Origin of the sequence: Nakamurella sp. UYEF19 (genome assembly GCF_040546275.1) — a bacterium.
Taxonomy (GTDB): Bacteria; Actinomycetota; Actinomycetes; order Mycobacteriales; family Nakamurellaceae; genus Nakamurella.
The window spans coordinates 407225-421932 of sequence record NZ_JBEPNO010000001.1 but is presented as its reverse complement, the minus strand read 5'-3'; the positions used below and the strand labels follow the sequence as shown (position 1 = coordinate 421932).

The 14708-nt window shown below is 68.6% G+C and carries 14 protein-coding genes and 1 tRNA gene; 6 read left to right on the top strand and 9 right to left on the bottom strand.

Translation table 11 applies throughout. The features are described from left to right. Positions 1 to 199 precede the first annotated feature (199 nt). Both ABIB25_RS01970 and ABIB25_RS01965 read left to right on the top strand, forming a co-directional pair. Positions 200 to 1615: an MFS transporter gene (locus ABIB25_RS01970; protein ID WP_354526977.1), complete on the top strand. Its 1416-nt coding sequence runs from the start codon at positions 200 to 202 to the stop codon at positions 1613 to 1615. After that, positions 1612 to 2091, top strand: a complete 480-nt coding sequence (locus ABIB25_RS01965) for a MarR family winged helix-turn-helix transcriptional regulator (RefSeq protein ID WP_354526712.1) — start codon at positions 1612 to 1614, stop codon at positions 2089 to 2091. The genes ABIB25_RS01970 and ABIB25_RS01965 overlap by 4 nt, the downstream gene beginning before the upstream one ends. On the opposite strand, the gene thrB is transcribed toward ABIB25_RS01965, so the two are convergent. The 6 genes from thrB to argS all read right to left on the bottom strand — a co-directional run bounded on the left by thrB (position 2063) and on the right by argS (position 8911). Further along, positions 2063 to 2956: a homoserine kinase gene (gene thrB / locus ABIB25_RS01960; protein WP_354526711.1), complete on the bottom strand. Its 894-nt coding sequence runs from the start codon at positions 2954 to 2956 to the stop codon at positions 2063 to 2065. The genes ABIB25_RS01965 and thrB overlap by 29 nt on opposite strands. Then, a complete protein-coding gene (gene thrC / locus ABIB25_RS01955; RefSeq protein WP_354526710.1) occupies positions 2953 to 4041 on the bottom strand; it encodes a threonine synthase in 1089 nt (362 codons plus the stop codon). The genes thrB and thrC overlap by 4 nt, the downstream gene beginning before the upstream one ends. Then, positions 4038 to 5330 (bottom strand): homoserine dehydrogenase, encoded by a 1293-nt coding sequence (locus ABIB25_RS01950; protein ID WP_354526709.1) that lies wholly within the window; start codon positions 5328 to 5330, stop codon positions 4038 to 4040. Before ABIB25_RS01950 ends, thrC begins: the two co-directional genes overlap by 4 nt. Continuing rightward, the gene (locus ABIB25_RS01945; RefSeq protein WP_354526708.1) at positions 5327 to 5551 is read right to left on the bottom strand and encodes a hypothetical protein; all 225 of its coding nucleotides are present in this window, start codon (positions 5549 to 5551) and stop codon (positions 5327 to 5329) included. Before ABIB25_RS01945 ends, ABIB25_RS01950 begins: the two co-directional genes overlap by 4 nt. Next, the gene (gene lysA, locus ABIB25_RS01940; protein ID WP_354526707.1) at positions 5548 to 6984 is read right to left on the bottom strand and encodes a diaminopimelate decarboxylase; all 1437 of its coding nucleotides are present in this window, start codon (positions 6982 to 6984) and stop codon (positions 5548 to 5550) included. The genes ABIB25_RS01945 and lysA overlap by 4 nt, the downstream gene beginning before the upstream one ends. A 274-nt stretch (positions 6985 to 7258) precedes the next feature. Then, positions 7259 to 8911, bottom strand: a complete 1653-nt coding sequence (argS, locus tag ABIB25_RS01935; RefSeq protein WP_354526706.1) for an arginine--tRNA ligase — start codon at positions 8909 to 8911, stop codon at positions 7259 to 7261. Between the two features lie 148 nt (positions 8912 to 9059). Between argS and ABIB25_RS01930 the strand changes: the two genes are divergently transcribed. The 3 genes from ABIB25_RS01930 (at position 9060) to ABIB25_RS01920 (ending at position 10996) form a co-directional block, all read left to right on the top strand. Next, positions 9060 to 10061: a thioredoxin-like domain-containing protein gene (locus tag ABIB25_RS01930; protein ID WP_354526705.1), complete on the top strand. Its 1002-nt coding sequence runs from the start codon at positions 9060 to 9062 to the stop codon at positions 10059 to 10061. Positions 10062 to 10066: 5 nt separating this feature from the next. Beyond that, a complete protein-coding gene (locus ABIB25_RS01925) occupies positions 10067 to 10855 on the top strand; it encodes a DUF305 domain-containing protein (protein ID WP_354526704.1) in 789 nt (262 codons plus the stop codon). A gap of 69 nt (positions 10856 to 10924) precedes the next feature. Then, positions 10925 to 10996: transfer RNA gene (locus tag ABIB25_RS01920), tRNA-Arg, on the top strand. A gap of 92 nt (positions 10997 to 11088) precedes the next feature. Here ABIB25_RS01920 and ABIB25_RS01915 read toward each other — a convergent pair. Together ABIB25_RS01915 and ku are read right to left on the bottom strand one after the other, a co-directional pair. Continuing rightward, positions 11089 to 11430 (bottom strand): hypothetical protein, encoded by a 342-nt coding sequence (locus ABIB25_RS01915; RefSeq protein ID WP_354526703.1) that lies wholly within the window; start codon positions 11428 to 11430, stop codon positions 11089 to 11091. Positions 11431 to 11592: 162 nt separating this feature from the next. Then, on the bottom strand, positions 11593 to 12591 hold the full coding sequence (gene ku, locus ABIB25_RS01910; protein WP_354526702.1) for a non-homologous end joining protein Ku: 999 nt from the start codon (positions 12589 to 12591) through the stop codon (positions 11593 to 11595). Positions 12592 to 12654: 63 nt separating this feature from the next. On the opposite strand from ku, the gene ABIB25_RS01905 reads away from it, so the two are divergent. After that, positions 12655 to 13746 (top strand): hypothetical protein, encoded by a 1092-nt coding sequence (locus tag ABIB25_RS01905; protein WP_354526701.1) that lies wholly within the window; start codon positions 12655 to 12657, stop codon positions 13744 to 13746. Between the two features lie 24 nt (positions 13747 to 13770). Here ABIB25_RS01905 and ABIB25_RS01900 read toward each other — a convergent pair whose 3' ends face one another. Further along, on the bottom strand, positions 13771 to 14574 hold the full coding sequence (locus tag ABIB25_RS01900; protein WP_354526700.1) for a methyltransferase domain-containing protein: 804 nt from the start codon (positions 14572 to 14574) through the stop codon (positions 13771 to 13773). Between the last annotated feature and the right edge of the window lie 134 nt (positions 14575 to 14708).

Sequence of the window (14708 nt, the reverse complement as noted above, 5' to 3'; positions counted from 1 at the left end):
CCCGGCGGCAACAAACGCCCCCGGTGCGGCGTGGCGGGAGTACTCTTGCCCAAGCTAACAGTGATACATCTACAAGTGATTGCGCAGGCTGAACTTGCCCGATACAACCGTGCCGCAGAAGTTCGAGAAGCACCCCTCCGACGCGGAGATCGCCGGACCACCGGCGTCACGCAAGACCCTCATCCTGGCCATCTGCTGCATGAGTCTGCTGATCGTCGGGATGGACGGCACCATCGTCAACGTCGCACTCCCCTCGATCCGCACCGATCTGGGCGCCAGCGTGTCCGGTCTGCAGTGGGTGATCGATGCCTACACCCTGACGCTCGCCAGCTTCCTCATCCTGTCCGGATCCACGGCCGACCGCATCGGGCGACGCCGGACGTTCCAGATCGGGTTGACGTCGTTCACCCTCGGTTCGGCCCTGTGCAGCGTCGCGCCGAACCTGCAGTTGCTGATCGTCGCGCGGATCGTGCAGGCCCTCGGCGGGTCGATGCTGAACCCGGTTGCGATGTCGATCATCACCAATGTGTTCACCGAGAAGCGCGAACGGGCGAAAGCGATCGGCATCTGGGGCGGCGTCGTCGGCATCAGCATGGGACTGGGCCCGGTCATCGGCGGTGTGCTCATCCAGACGGTCGGCTGGCGGTGGATCTTCTGGATCAACGTGCCGATCGGCATCGCCGCCATCGTGCTGGCCGGACTCTTCGTCCCGGAGTCGCGCGCACCCAGAGCGCGCCGGTTCGACCCGATCGGCCAGGTGCTCATCATCGTCATGCTGGCCGCCCTGACCTACGCGATCGTGGAATCCGGTCGGCTGCAGTGGGGTTCGGGCGTGCTGTGGTCGTTCATCCTGCTCGCTGCGGCCGCGCTCATCGGGCTCCTGCTCTACGAGCCGCGTCGGGTCGATCCGCTGATCGACCTGCGATTCTTCTCCAGCGCGCCATTCTCCGGGGCGACGGCGATCGCGATCTTCGCGTTCGGAGCGTTCTCCGGCTTCCTGTTCCTCAACAGTCTCTATCTCCAGGAGGTCCGCGGCTTCTCGGCGCTGCAGGCCGGCCTGACCGTGCTGCCGATGGCCCTCATGACGATGATCTTCGCCCCCATCTCCGGACGCCTGGTGGCCGCCGGGCGGGCCAGGGTGGCCCTGATTTTCGCGGGCACTGCGATGGCGCTCGGCGCCACCGGGCTCACGGTGATGACGGCGACCACCGCACTGCCCTACCTGATCGGCTGCTACGTCCTCTTCGCGATCGGTTTCGGGTTGGTCAACGCGCCGATCACCAACACGGCCGTCTCCGGGATGCCCATCAGCCAGGCTGGTGTCGCCGCCGCGGTGGCGTCCACCAGCCGACAGGTCGGCGCGACTCTCGGTGTGGCGGTGATCGGATCCGTGATCGCCTCGGGCGCCGTGGCAGGGTCGGGATCGCCCTCCGTGGGCCAGGCGGCCGGGATTCTCGCGACGGCGCAGACCGCCTGGTGGATCGTCGCCTGCTGCGGTCTCGCGGTCCTCGGGCTGGGCCTGACCACCACCGGTCGCTGGGCCAGGTCGACCGTCGACCGGGTGGCTGGTCTGATGAACTCGGATCCGACCCGGCAGGCCGCGGCGGCGCGATGACCCCCCACCCGTCCCCGCCCATCGCGCTGGACCCTGGTCGGCGGCAGGTTGCTGCGTGGCAGGCGATCCGCGAGATGGTGATGGAGCATCTGGCGGTGCGCCGGGCCGAGATCAGCCACCGACTGGGGGTCAGCTTCATCAAGGCGAAAGCCCTGCGGCGTCTGTCTTCCGGGCCGCTGACGATGGGTGAGCTGACGGCCTCGCTCGGCACCGATCCGCCCTACACCTCGGTGGTGGTCGGAGATCTGGTCGATCGACGGTTGGCCGTCAGGGCCACCCATCCGTCCGACCGGCGCCGCAAGATCATCGACCTGACCCCCGCCGGACGCGAGATGGCCGACCTCGCCCAGGAGATCCTCGATCGCCCGCCGGCGGGTTTCACCAACTTCTCGGCGGAAGAGTTGGAGCACCTCGTGACGTTGTTCGCGCGCACCGCCGGCGTCGCGGTCAGTCGAGGCCGACGGTCGCCCCGGTAGTGCAGATCGGCACTTCCTGCGCATCGAAACCGTTGCGGCGCCAGGCATCCAACCGCAGGTCCTCGGCGACCAGGGCCAGCACGGAAGGTCCCGCCCCGGAGATCACCGCGGCGATCCCGGCCTCCCGCAGGTCGTTCATCAAGCGCGCCGACTCCGGCATCGATGCCGCCCGGTACGGCTGGTGCAGCCGGTCCTTCGTGGCCTCCAGCAGGTAGCTCGGATCCGTGGTCATCGCATGCACCAGCAGGGCCGCCGACGCCGCATTCGCCGCGGCGTCGACGTGCGGAACCATCTGCGGCAGCAGCGTTCTCGACTGGTGGGTCGACGAAGTCTGCGAGGCGGTGAAGACCACGGCCCGCACCGACGGATGGACCGCCCGCCGGACCGCGGCGGCGCCGCCCTGCCCGTCGATGAAGGCGAGCGTGAACCCGCCGAACAGGGCCGGTGCGACGTTGTCGGGGTGGCCCTCCATCCCGTTGGCCAACTGCAGGATCAGATCGTCGCCGACCTCCGCTCCCCCGCCCGGCAGCAGGGCCCGGCCCAGCAGCAGACCGGCGACGATGGCCGCGGCCGATGATCCCTGCCCGCCGCCGTGCGGAATGGCGTTGTGGCAGCGCAGCCAGACGGACGGCAGCTCCCGTTCGACGGCCGCCCAGGTCCGCGCCATCGCCCGGATGACGAGATGGCTTGCGTCGGTTGGCACTTGACCCGCTCCGACGCCCTCGACCTCGACCCGCACTCCGTCAGCGCAGAGCGTGGCCCCGACGTCGTCGTAGCGCTGCAGAGCAAGCCCGAAGCAGTCGTACCCCGGTCCGAGATTGGCCGAGGTGGCCGGCACCCGGACAGTCGCCCAGGCGCCGGTCACGCAAGTTCCAGTGCTTCCGCCACGGCTTCTGCCGCCACCGGGATGATCATCGGCATGGTGAGCCCGGCCAGTGCCGTCTGCGGATCCTTGAGCCCGTTCCCGGTGACCGTGCAGACGACGGTCGCACCGGAAGGCAGACGGCCGTCGGCCGCGGTGGCCAGCAGACCGGCGATCGAGGCCGCCGACGACGGCTCGACGAAGACACCCTCGGTAGTGGCCAGCTGCCGGTAGGCCGCCAGGATCATCTCGTCGGTGACGGCGTCGATCAGCCCGCCGGACTCGTCGCGGGCACCGATCGCCCCGTTCCAGGAGGCGGGCGCACCGATCCGGATCGCGGTGGCGATGGTTTCCGGGTCCGAGATCGGGTGGCCGAGCACCAGCGGAGCCGCACCGGCGGCCTGGAATCCGAACATCCGCGGACGGGAGCTGATGATCCCATCGGCGAAGTACTCGCGGTAGCCCTTCCAGTACGCGGTGATGTTGCCCGCGTTGCCCACCGGGAGGATGTGGATGTCGGGTGCACGGCCCAGCACGTCGCAGATCTCGAAGGCGGCCGTCTTCTGGCCCTCGATGCGCACCGGGTTGACCGAGTTGACCAGCGCGATCTCCTCGTGCGCCGCAGCGGTCTTGCGGGCCAGCTCCAGGCAGTCGTCGAAGTTGCCCTGGACCTGGAGGATCCTTGCTCCGTAAACCACCGCCTGGGCCAGCTTGCCGGTGGCGATCTTGCCCTCCGGAATCAGCACGGCGCAGGTCATCCCGGCCCGAGCCGCGTAGGCGGCGGCCGAGGCCGAGGTGTTCCCGGTGGAGGCGCAGATGACGGCCTTGGCGCCGGACGCGAGGGCGTGGGTGACGGCCACCGTCATGCCGCGGTCCTTGAAGGAACCCGTCGGGTTCGCACCTTCGATCTTGAGCCAGACGTCGGCACCGACGGCGGCCGACAGCGCGGGCGCCGGCAGCAGCGGGGTACCGCCCTCGAGCAGGGTGATGGGGGTGGCGCCCGGCGGGACGGCCACCCGGTTTGCGTAGGCGGCGATCAGACCGGGCCAGCCCGACCCGGGCCTCGGAACTGCTGCACCCGTGTTCACGCCACGTCTCCCATGACTCTCATGACCGAAGTCACCCGGTGGACCGACTCGAGTTCGGCCAATTTGGCCACGGTGTCCGACAGCGCGGCGTCGGGTGCGGAGTGGGTCACCACGACGAGCGTCGCCGCTGCTCCACTGCCCTGCTGCCGAACCGTCGAGATGGAGACGCCGGCATCGGCGAACGCCATCGCCACGGCCGCGAGCACACCGGCGCGGTCGTCCACCTGGAGGCTGATGTGGTACTTCGACGGCACGTCGCCCATCGGCTGCACCGGCAGTGCGGCGTAGGCCGACTCCCGGGGGCCACGGCCACCACTGATCTTGTTCCGGGCCACGGCCACGAGGTCGCCGAGCACCGCGGAGGCGGTGGGCGCCCCACCGGCGCCGGGACCGTAGAACATGAGGCGACCGGCGGATTCCGCCTCGACGTAGACCGCGTTGTAGGCGCCGTCGACGCCGGCCAGCGGGTGCGCCCTGGGCAGCATCACCGGGTGGACGCGGGCGGATACGGCGTCGCCGTGCTCGCCGGTCACGCGCTCGCAGATGGCGAGCAGCTTGATCACGCAGTCCAACTCGGCGGCCGAGCGGATGTCCGACGCCGTGACGTCGGCGATGCCCTCGCGGTGCACGTCGGCCGCACCGACCCTGGTGTGGAATCCGATGGACGCCAGGATGGCGGCCTTGGCCGCGGCGTCGAACCCGTCGACGTCCGCGGTGGGGTCCGCCTCGGCGTAACCCAGTCTGGTCGCTTCTTCGAGCGCGGACTCGTAGCTGGAGCCGGCCGCCGTCATCTGCGACAGGATGAAGTTGGTGGTGCCGTTGACGATGCCCATGATGCGCGAGATCCGGTCCCCAGCAAGGGATTCGCGGATCGGCCGGATCAACGGGATGGCCCCGGCGACAGCGGCCTCGAAGTACAGGTCGGCGCCTGCGGCGTCGGCGGCCTCGTAGAGGGCCGGTCCCTCCTCGGCCAGCAGGGCCTTGTTCGCCGTCACCACGGCGGCGCCGCGCCGGAGGGCGGTCAGCAGCAGGTCCTTGGTCGGGTTGATGCCGCCGATCACCTCGATGACGACATCGACGTCATCCCTGGCCACCAGGCCGGCGGCGTCGGTGGTCAACAGCTCGTCCGGGATGTCCGGATGCGCCTTGGGCCGGCGGACGGCCACCGCCACCAGTTCGAGCGGGGCACCGACGCGCGCCGACAGCTCGTCACCCTGCTCCCGGAGCAGGCGCACCACCTGCGAACCGACCACCCCGGCGCCCAGCACCCCAACGCGGACGGGTTTCACCGGGGACCACGTCTGGTGGTCTGGCGGAACAGCACGAAGGCGTAGACCAGCAGCGCGATGACGACCAGGACCACCAGGATCACGATGGTGACCTTGAGCCACTGCGCCATCGCGGGTTTGATCAGCACCACCACGATCAGGACGGCAGCCAGCCCCAGCAGGATCGCGGCGGGCGCCACCGACGGCTGCTTCGGGCCGCCGCCGTTCTGTGATTCGTTCACCAGGTCTCCAGGAGCATCAGGTCGTCGTCGGTCTCGCGGCGGAGCAACAGGCGGGAGGTGCCGCCGGTCACCGCGATCAGGGGCGGCCGGGGCAGCCGGTTGTAGTTGCTGGCCATCGCGTAGCAGTAGGCACCGGTCGCTGCGACAGCCACCAGATCCCCGACCGCGAGGTCCGCAGGAAGATAGCAGTCCCGCACGACGATGTCGCCGCTCTCGCAGTGCTTGCCCACCACCCGGGACCTCACCGGCAGGGCCGCGGACGAGCGCGAGGCCAGCACCACGGTGTAGTCGGCGTCGTACAGGGCGGTCCGGATGTTGTCGCTCATCCCGCCGTCCACGGAGACGTACCGGCGGACCACGCCGCCGTCCAGGTGCACGTCCTTGATGGTGCCGATCTCGTAGACCGTCACCGTTCCCGGTCCGACGATGGCCCGGCCCGGCTCGACCGCGATCCGCGGGACGACGAGGCCGGCGGCCTGGCACTCCCGTTCGACGATTGCGGTCAGCGATTTGGCCATCGCGTCGACCGGTGGCGGGGTGTCGGCCGAGGTGTAGGCGATGCCGAGGCCGCCACCGAGGTCGAGGGTGGTGATGGTCTGCGCCAGTTCGGGGTGGTCGGCGATCACCGACTTCAGCAGCAGCACCAGCCGGTGGGCCGAGACCTCGAATCCGGAGGGATCGAAGATCTGCGAGCCGATGTGCGAGTGCAGCCCGATCAGTTCGAGGCCCGGAGCGGCTGCGATCCGCCGCACCCCCTCTGCGGCGTCCCCGCCGGCCAGCGAGAACCCGAACTTCTGATCCTCGTGGGCGGTGGCGATGAATTCGTGGGTGTGCGCCTCGACGCCGACCGTGACCCTGATCATCACCGGGATCCGTCGGCTGGAGCCATTACTGGTGCTCGCCGATCCTGCACTTCCGCGCGCATCTGCGATGCCGGCCAACCGGCCGATCTCGTCGAACGAGTCGACGACGATGGCGCCGACGCCCGCCTCCACGGCGGTTTCGAGTTCGACCTGGGACTTGTTGGACCCGTGCAGGGCGATCTGCTCCGGCGGGAACCCGGCGCGCAGCGCCAGCCGCAGTTCGCCGCCCGAGCAGACGTCGAGCGAGAGTCCCTCCTGCGCAAGCCACTTCACGATGTGCGAGGACAGGAAGGCCTTGGCCGCGTAGTGCACGTCGGCGGCCGACCCGAAGGCGTCGGCGAAGTCCTGGCAGCGACTGCGGAAATCCTGCTCGTCCATCGCCAGGAACGGGGTGCCGTAGGTCATCGCGAGATCACGGACGTCGTTGCCGGCCAACGTCATCACGCCGCCTGACCGGCCGGCGCCCCGAGGCCAGACTGCCGGGTCGAGTTCATTGAGGTCGGCCGGGACGAACGACGTGTGGTCGGCAGGGATCTCGCCGTGCCGAGGGCCCGCTGGATGCGCTCTCATGTTGGATCCTGACTCTTGGTGCAAGCGCTCATCGCTCGCTGCGCTCCGCTCCTTGTTGGATCCTGGCTCTTCGCGCAAGCGCTCATCGCTCGCTGCGCTCCGCTCCTCGTTGGATCCTGGCTCTTCGCGCAAGCGCTCATCGCTCGCTGCGCTCCGCTCCTTGTTGGATCCTGGCTCTTCGCGCAAGCGCTCATCGCTCGCTGCGCTCCGCTCCTCGCTCGTTCCTCGCTGCGATGCTCACTGCGCACTCGTTCCTCGCTACGGTGCTCACTCACTACATGCGCTCCGGGGCGCTGACGCCGAGCACGGCGAGGCCGTTGGCCAGCACCTGACGGGCGGCGCTGCACAACCACAGACGCGCGACGTTGGCCGGTGTCACCGGTTCCTCCCCCATCGGCAGTACGCGGACCGCGTCGTAGAACTTGTGGTAGCCCGAGGCAAGATCCTCGAGGTACCGAACCACCCGGTGCGGCTCGCGCAGGTCGGCAGCTGCGGCCAGCACCTGCGGATATCCCGCGATCAGTGCGATCAGCTCCGCCTCCTGCGGGGTGTCCAGCAGGGCCGCGTCGTAGTCGTCACCGAGGTCGATCCCCAGGTCCGACGCGGACCGGGCGAGCGCCGACAACCGCGCGTGGGCGTACTGCACGTAGAAGACCGGGTTGTCGCTGCTCTGCCTCGTCCACAGGTCGAGATCGAGGTCCAGCGTGGTGTCGACCGAATACCTGATCAGCGAGTAGCGGGCAGCGTCCACCCCGAGAGCCTCGATCAGATCGTCGAGCGAGATGACGGTGCCGGCACGCTTGCTCATCCGGACGGGCTCGCCGTCCTTGACCAGGAACACCATCTGCCCGATCAGCACCTCGACCACCGCCGGGTCGTCGCCGAAGGCGGCCGCGGCGGCCTTGAGCCGGGAGACGTACCCGTGGTGATCCGCGCCCAACATGTAGATGCAGAGGTCGAAACCACGGGACCGCTTGTCCAGGAAGTAGGCGAGGTCGCCCGCGATGTAGGCAGGATCACCATCGGACTTGATCACCACCCGGTCCTTGTCATCGCCGTAGTCGGTCGACTTGAGCCACCAGGCACCGTCGGCCTCGAAGAGATGACCCGACTCCTTCAACCGGTTGACGGCCTTGCCCACCGCCCCGCTCGCGTGCAGGGAGTCCTCGTGGTAGTAGACGTCGAAATCGGTCCGGAACGCATGCAGCGTCGCCTTGATCTCGGTGAACATCTGCTCGACGCCCTGAGTCCGGTAGAGCTCGGCGGCAACATCGTCCGGAAGCTCTGCCACGCCAGGGTTCTCGGCCGTGATCTTGCCGGCGATGTCGTAGATGTAGTTGCCGCCGTAACCGTCCTCGGGCGCCGGGCGTCCCTTCGCCGCCGCCAGCAGCGACCGCGCGAACCGATCGATCTGGGCGCCGGCATCGTTGAAGTAGTACTCCCGCACCACCGTGGCGCCCTGAGTGCTCAGCACCCGGCCCAGCGCGTCACCGACGGCTGCCCAACGGGCACCACCGATGTGCACCGGACCGGTCGGGTTGGCCGAGACGAATTCCAGGTTGATCTGCTTGCCCGCCAACACCTGCGACGATCCGTAGTGGTCACCGGCGGAGACCACCTGACCGACGACCGCAGCGGCGGCCGCGGCGTCGAGACGGATGTTGAGGAACCCGGGCCCGGCGATCTCCACCGCGGAGATGCCGTCGACCTCCGCCAGGTAACGGGCCAGCACCTCGGCGATCTGCCGCGGGGGCAGTCCGGCGGCCTTGGCGAGCTTCAGCGCCACCGGCGTTGCATAATCGCCGTGCTCCCGCGAACGCGGACGGTCGATGGTGACATCGTCCGGCACCGTGAGGGCCAGGGCTCCGGCGGAGACTGCGCTGGACAGGGCAGCACGAACGGCATCGGCCAGTTGGACGGGATTCACCTGTCCATTCTAGGAAGGTTCCGCACCCGGTTTGTGCCACGTGGGGTCCCCGGCGCCCAGCGAATGCTCACACCGAGGTCACCGAATCGCCCCGTAGACTCCAGCGGTCTACCTCCGGGCCTGTCACGGTCCGGTCCGGCTTGGAAGAGTGAACGAGGTCGAAGCACCGATGATGGCAAGCGGTAAGAGCGCCAAGAAAACCCGGTCGGTGGCCCCGGTGGTCAGCCGGAGGCAGGGGCTCCCCTGGCTCACCATCGGCGCCGTGGTAGTGGTGCTGATCCTGATCGGTGGCATCTTCACCGTCGTCTACTCCAAGAACAAGAGCAACGACGACGCAGCCGCCGCGGTAGCTCCCTTCGTGCCGTCGGACACCAACAAGGACCCGTCGACCAAGATCACCGGCATCTACGCGGGCAAGAGCACGGTGGCCGCCAACGGCACCCTGAGCTTTGCCGAATACAAAGCGGCGCTGCACGTCTCGTCGACCCAGCGGGTCGCCTACGACCGCTACCCGCCCATCGGTGGTCCGCACGACGCCGAGTGGGCCGACTGCAACGGCGCCATCTACCCGACGGCCGTCCGCAACGAGAACATGGTCCATCCGCTCGAGCATGGAGCAGTATGGATCGCCTACAACCCGACGACCATCGCGGCGGGCGACCTGGACATCCTCAAGTCCCTGGTCAGTGGCAAGTCGTACATCCTGATGAGCCCGTACCCCAACCTCGATTCGCCGATCTCGTTGCAGGCCTGGGCCCACCAGCTCAAGGTCAGCTCCGCCTCGGACATCCGGATCAAGCAATTCATCACCTCGCTCCAGCAGAACCCGTACATCGCGCCCGAGCCGGGTGGATCCTGCGACCAGCCCGGCTTCCTGGCGAGCCCGCCGGCCTACGATGCCGCCACCCCCGGCACCGATGCGATCAAGATGAATGGTGCCGGGTTGACCGCCGACACCGCCGAGAGTGTCATCAATGCCGGTGATACCGCAGGAGTAGTTCCGCCCGCCAGCAGCGGAGCGGTTTCGGGCGCCACCAGCCCGGCCGTGGCACCGGCCTCGGTCCCGTCCTCCGCCGCGTCGTCTCCCGCACCGTCGTCTCCCGCACCGTCGTCTCCCGCACCGTCGTCTCCCGCACCGTCGAGCAAGTAGGCCCGATGAGCACACCGACCTCCGAATCCGCTCCTGGCCTGCACGAGGACAATGACACTCGCGTCGGGCCGGCGGACCGCAACTCCTCGATCCTGACGCGCTGGGGATCGCGCGGTACGGCGATCGTCCTCGGACTGGGCGCGCTGGTGATGGTCCTGATCGGCGCCAGCGTCGGACTCGCCCTGGGCAACAGTGGCCCGCAGACGATGTCGATCAGCGCCGACGGCAAGGACGTGGTGAACACCGGCTTCGCCCGCGACATGATCGTGCATCACAACCAGGGCGTGCTGATGGCCCACATCGCCGAACTGGACTCCAGCGACAAGGAAGTCAGGCTCACCGCCTACGACATCGAGTACACCCAGACATCGCAGATCGGCACCATGCAGGGCTGGTTGGACCTGTGGGGTGTCCCCCGCCTGAACAGCGACGCCCACATGTCCTGGATGGGATCGGTGGGAATGGCAGACATGAACGTGGTCGGCACCTCCACGGCGTCGTCCGGACTCTCCGACGGTGCCGTGATGCCCGGCATGGCCACCGACGCGGAGATCACCAAGTTGGAGGGGCTCAAGGGCAGCGCATCTGACATCTTCTTCCTGCAGCTGATGATCCGTCACCACCACGGCGGCGCGGCGATGATGACCTATGCGGCCACCCACGCGGCGTCCCCCGTCGTGCAGAACTTCGCCAGCAAGATGCTCGAATCGCAGGAATCGGAGATCGGTGTGATGACTGGCATGCTCGCCGCCCGTGGCGCAAAGCCGTTGGCCTACACCGCACCCACCGGCTGATCCGTCGCCCTCGGTCGGGATCGGCACGGTCGATACGGCCGTCGTCGATACGGTAGAGTTCTGCCTCGCGCCCCCGTAGCTCAGGGGATAGAGCACCGCCCTCCGGAGGCGGGTGCGCAGGTTCGAATCCTGCCGGGGGCACAGGGCGTCAGTGCAGTCCGCGAACGACGAAGGCCCGGTTCCCCCTCGGAGGAACCGGGCCTTTCTCGTGTGCTGCGTACCGACCGCAATCGTCAGGCGGAGGCCGTCGGGCGCAGATGTCGGGTGGCGTCGGGGAAGGTCGAGCCGCCGCGCTGGGTGTTGAGCGGGCCGAACTCCGAACCGCGGAGTCCGACCGGTCCCTGGAACAGCGACGGCGGACGCTGGTCCCGGGCGACCGGATGCTCCTGCCCAGCGACATCGATACCGAGATGGCCGAGCACGTTGTTGGCCGAGCCGGTCACGGTGATACGACTGCCGCCCTGCAGGTGGATCTCCGATTGCGATCCACGGGAGGGAACCACCGCCGAGACGTGATCCGGCCGGATGAAGACGGTCTCCCCATGAGGGGTGTCGAACCGCATCAACGTTGTCATGATGTCCTCTCAACCACAGGTTTGCTTCACAGTGCCTCTACACCGCAAGAATGACGGGTAGTTGTTGCGACGGAGTAAACATAGCCAGGAAGTTCGCAGAACGAAGATATCGATCGTACAACGGTGTGTCGTCAGTGGATCGGGAGGAACGTCACCGTGGACTCAGGCGGTTTTGCTCGCCTTGGTGGGGGTCGTGGTCGTGGTCGATCGGGCGCGCGTGGGGGCCTTGGCCTTCTCGGGGTCGGCCTTGGCCGCGGGTTTGCGAGCGGCTGATCTGCGGGCAGCAGGCTTCTTGGCAGTGGCGTCCCTGGCGTCCGAGCCGTCCTCCGCGTCCTCCTCGGCCGTCGCCTTGGCAGTCTTGGACGGGGCGGCCTTGCCTGCGTCCTTGTCGGCATTGCGCTGCACGCTGCGCTGGAGGGCCGCCAGGAGGTCGAGCACCTCGGCGTCCTCACCGTCGGACGACTCCTGCTCCGGGAACGCCTCCTCGCCTTCGAGTTTGGCGTCGATCATCTGTTGGAGTTCCTCGCGATAGGAATCCTCGTGCTGGTCCGGGTGGAAGTCGTCGGCGTAGGAGTCGACCAGCAGTGCCGCCATCTGCTTCTCCGCCGCGGACAACGCCACCGGCGTCTCCAATGACTTGAACGACGCTTCGCGCACCTCGTCCGGCCACCGGAGGGTCTGGATCACCAGGACGTCACCTCGCACTCGGAGCGCGGCGAGCCGCGTCTTCTGGCGCAGGGCGAAGTGGACGATGGCGACCCGGTCGTTCTCGGCGAGCGTCTCGCGCAGCAGTACGTACGCCTTGGCCGACTTCGAGGCCGGCTCCAGCAGATAGCTGGCGTCGTAGAGCACTGGGTCGATCTGGTCCGACGGGACGAACGACAGCAGGTCGATCTCTCGCTCCGAGCTCGTCGGGAGGGACTTGAGGTCCTCGTCCGTGATGATCGCGGTGCGGCCGTCGTCAGCCTCGTAGGACTTGGCGATGTCGCCGAAGGCGACCACCTCACCGCAGATCTCGCAGGTGCGTTGGTAGCGGATCCGTCCGCCGTCCTTCTCGTGCACCTGGTGGAACCGGATGTCGTGGTCCTCGGTGGCGGAGTACACGGCGACCGGGACGTTGACCAGCCCGAAGACCAGGGAGCCCTTCCATATGGAACGCATCGGTTCATGATGGACCAACTTTGCCGTCACTGACACCCCCCCATGGTGCGTCAAGATGGGACGGTGACCGGACCATCTGCCCTGGATGCCGCAGTGGAGGATCTCTACTCCCATCCGATGGCCGAATTCACCACTCGACGGAAGGCTCTGGCTGCTGCGGCAAGGAAGGTTGGCGACCGGGACGGTGCCGGCCGGATAGCCGCCCTGCGCAAACCGACGCTCGCGGCGGACACGCTCAACCAGCTGGTTCGCTCTGCGCCCGATGAGGTCGGCGAGCTGCTCCGGCTGGGAGCCGAACTGCGCGAGGCGGAGCAGGCCCTCGATGCCCACCAGTTGCGGGAGCTGACCGGGCGGCGACGTTCCCTGGTCAGGGACCTGGCCGATCTGGCGTTCGACGTGACCGGTCAGCCGACTCCGTCGGCCTCCATCCGGGACGAGGTCGCCGGAACGCTCAACGCCGCGCTGGCCGACGAACAGGTGGCCGAGCTGCTGATGTCCGGCGTGCTCGTCACCCAGGCCCACTGGGACGGTTTCGGGTCCACCACGTTGCCGGAACTCGCCGCGGTGCTTTCGCTCGACACCCTCCGCCAGGCCAGACGCGCCCGAGCGGAGTCGCCACCGGCGTCGCCGAAGACATCCGCACCGCAACCGGCTGCCGGGGCCCGTACCTCGTCGGCGGTCACGGTCCGGACCAGCGCCCCTCCGGGATCCAAGCGTGCAGGGACAGATCGAGCGACCGCCGAGCACGCTGCCGCCGAACAGGCCGCCACCGACCAGGCCACAGCACAACAGGCGGCAGCTCAACGGGCCGCCGCCGACCAGGCCGCAGCTCAGCAGGCCGCCGCCGACCGGACCGCAGCTCAGCAGGCCGCCGCCGACCGGACCGCAGCTCAGCAGGCCGTTGCCGACCGGGCGGCAGCCGACCGGGCGCGGCGGGTGGCGGCAGCGGAACAGGAGGCGGCCGACGCGCAGGCCGGGTCCAGAGCCGCCGACGAGGCCGTCCAGGCGATCGAGGGCCGGATCAAGGAACTCGGCCGCCAACTGGCGGCAGAACGCGAGCATCTCGCCGAGCAGCAGAAGATGGCCCGGGCTGCGCAGATACGCCGCCGGGCGGCCCAGCTCGCGCTGACCAGAGCCGGCGGCAACCGGACCTGACAGGTCGCATCGGCACGCGAATCATCAACGGCGGCAGAGGATCTCACCATTGAGAACAGCGAACCAGGCATCCGGATGGGACGCCCATTCCCGCCATCCGGCGGCCATCGCCTGCAGACGCGCCACGTCGGCGAAGCCGCGGTTCACTGCCTGCGCGGCGAACGCGGACCCGACCACCCGATCCGCCCAGAGGCCGCCCCACCACTGCCTTTCTGCCTCGGTGGAGTAGCACCAGACGGAGGCGGACGACGTCACGTCGGCGAACCCGGCCCTATGGGCCCAGTGACGGAGGAACCGGCCACCGTCGGGCTCGGCGGCGTTGCTCCGGGCCACCTGCTGGTAAAGGGTCATCCAGTCGTCAAGGGCAGGCACCCGCGGAAACCAGGCCATGGCCGCATAGTCGGCATCGCGGGCCGCCACGATGCCACCCGGCCGGCAGACCCGGCCCATCTCCCGCAGCGCGGCCGCTGGGTCGGCGAGGTGCTGCAGCACCTGATGGGCGTGCACCACGTCGAAGGCGCCATCGGCGTGCGCCAAGGCGTAGACGTCCCCGACCCCGAAACTCGCGTTGGCGGCGCCCCTGGCCTTGGCGGTCCGGGACGCTTCGGCGACGACCTCGGCGCTGCTGTCGACGCCCCACACCGCCCCCGGGGCAACCAGATCCGCCAGATCGGACGTGATGGTCCCCGGCCCGCAACCGATGTCGAGCAGCGAGAGACCGGAGGCCAGATGCGGCAGCAGGTATCCGGCCGAGTTCTGCGCCGTCCGCCAGCGGTGGGACCGCAGCACCGAGTCCTGGTGGCCGTGGGTGTACTGCGGATTCGTCATGACCCCACGGTAGTCGGAGAACCAACAGTTGGGAATGTGGTTTCACATGCTGGGACTGACGTGGTCGACGGGGTGGTCCCGACAGGCCGCGTACTAGTCTCGTCCGGCAGTGCCGCACCGGTGACATCCGCCGC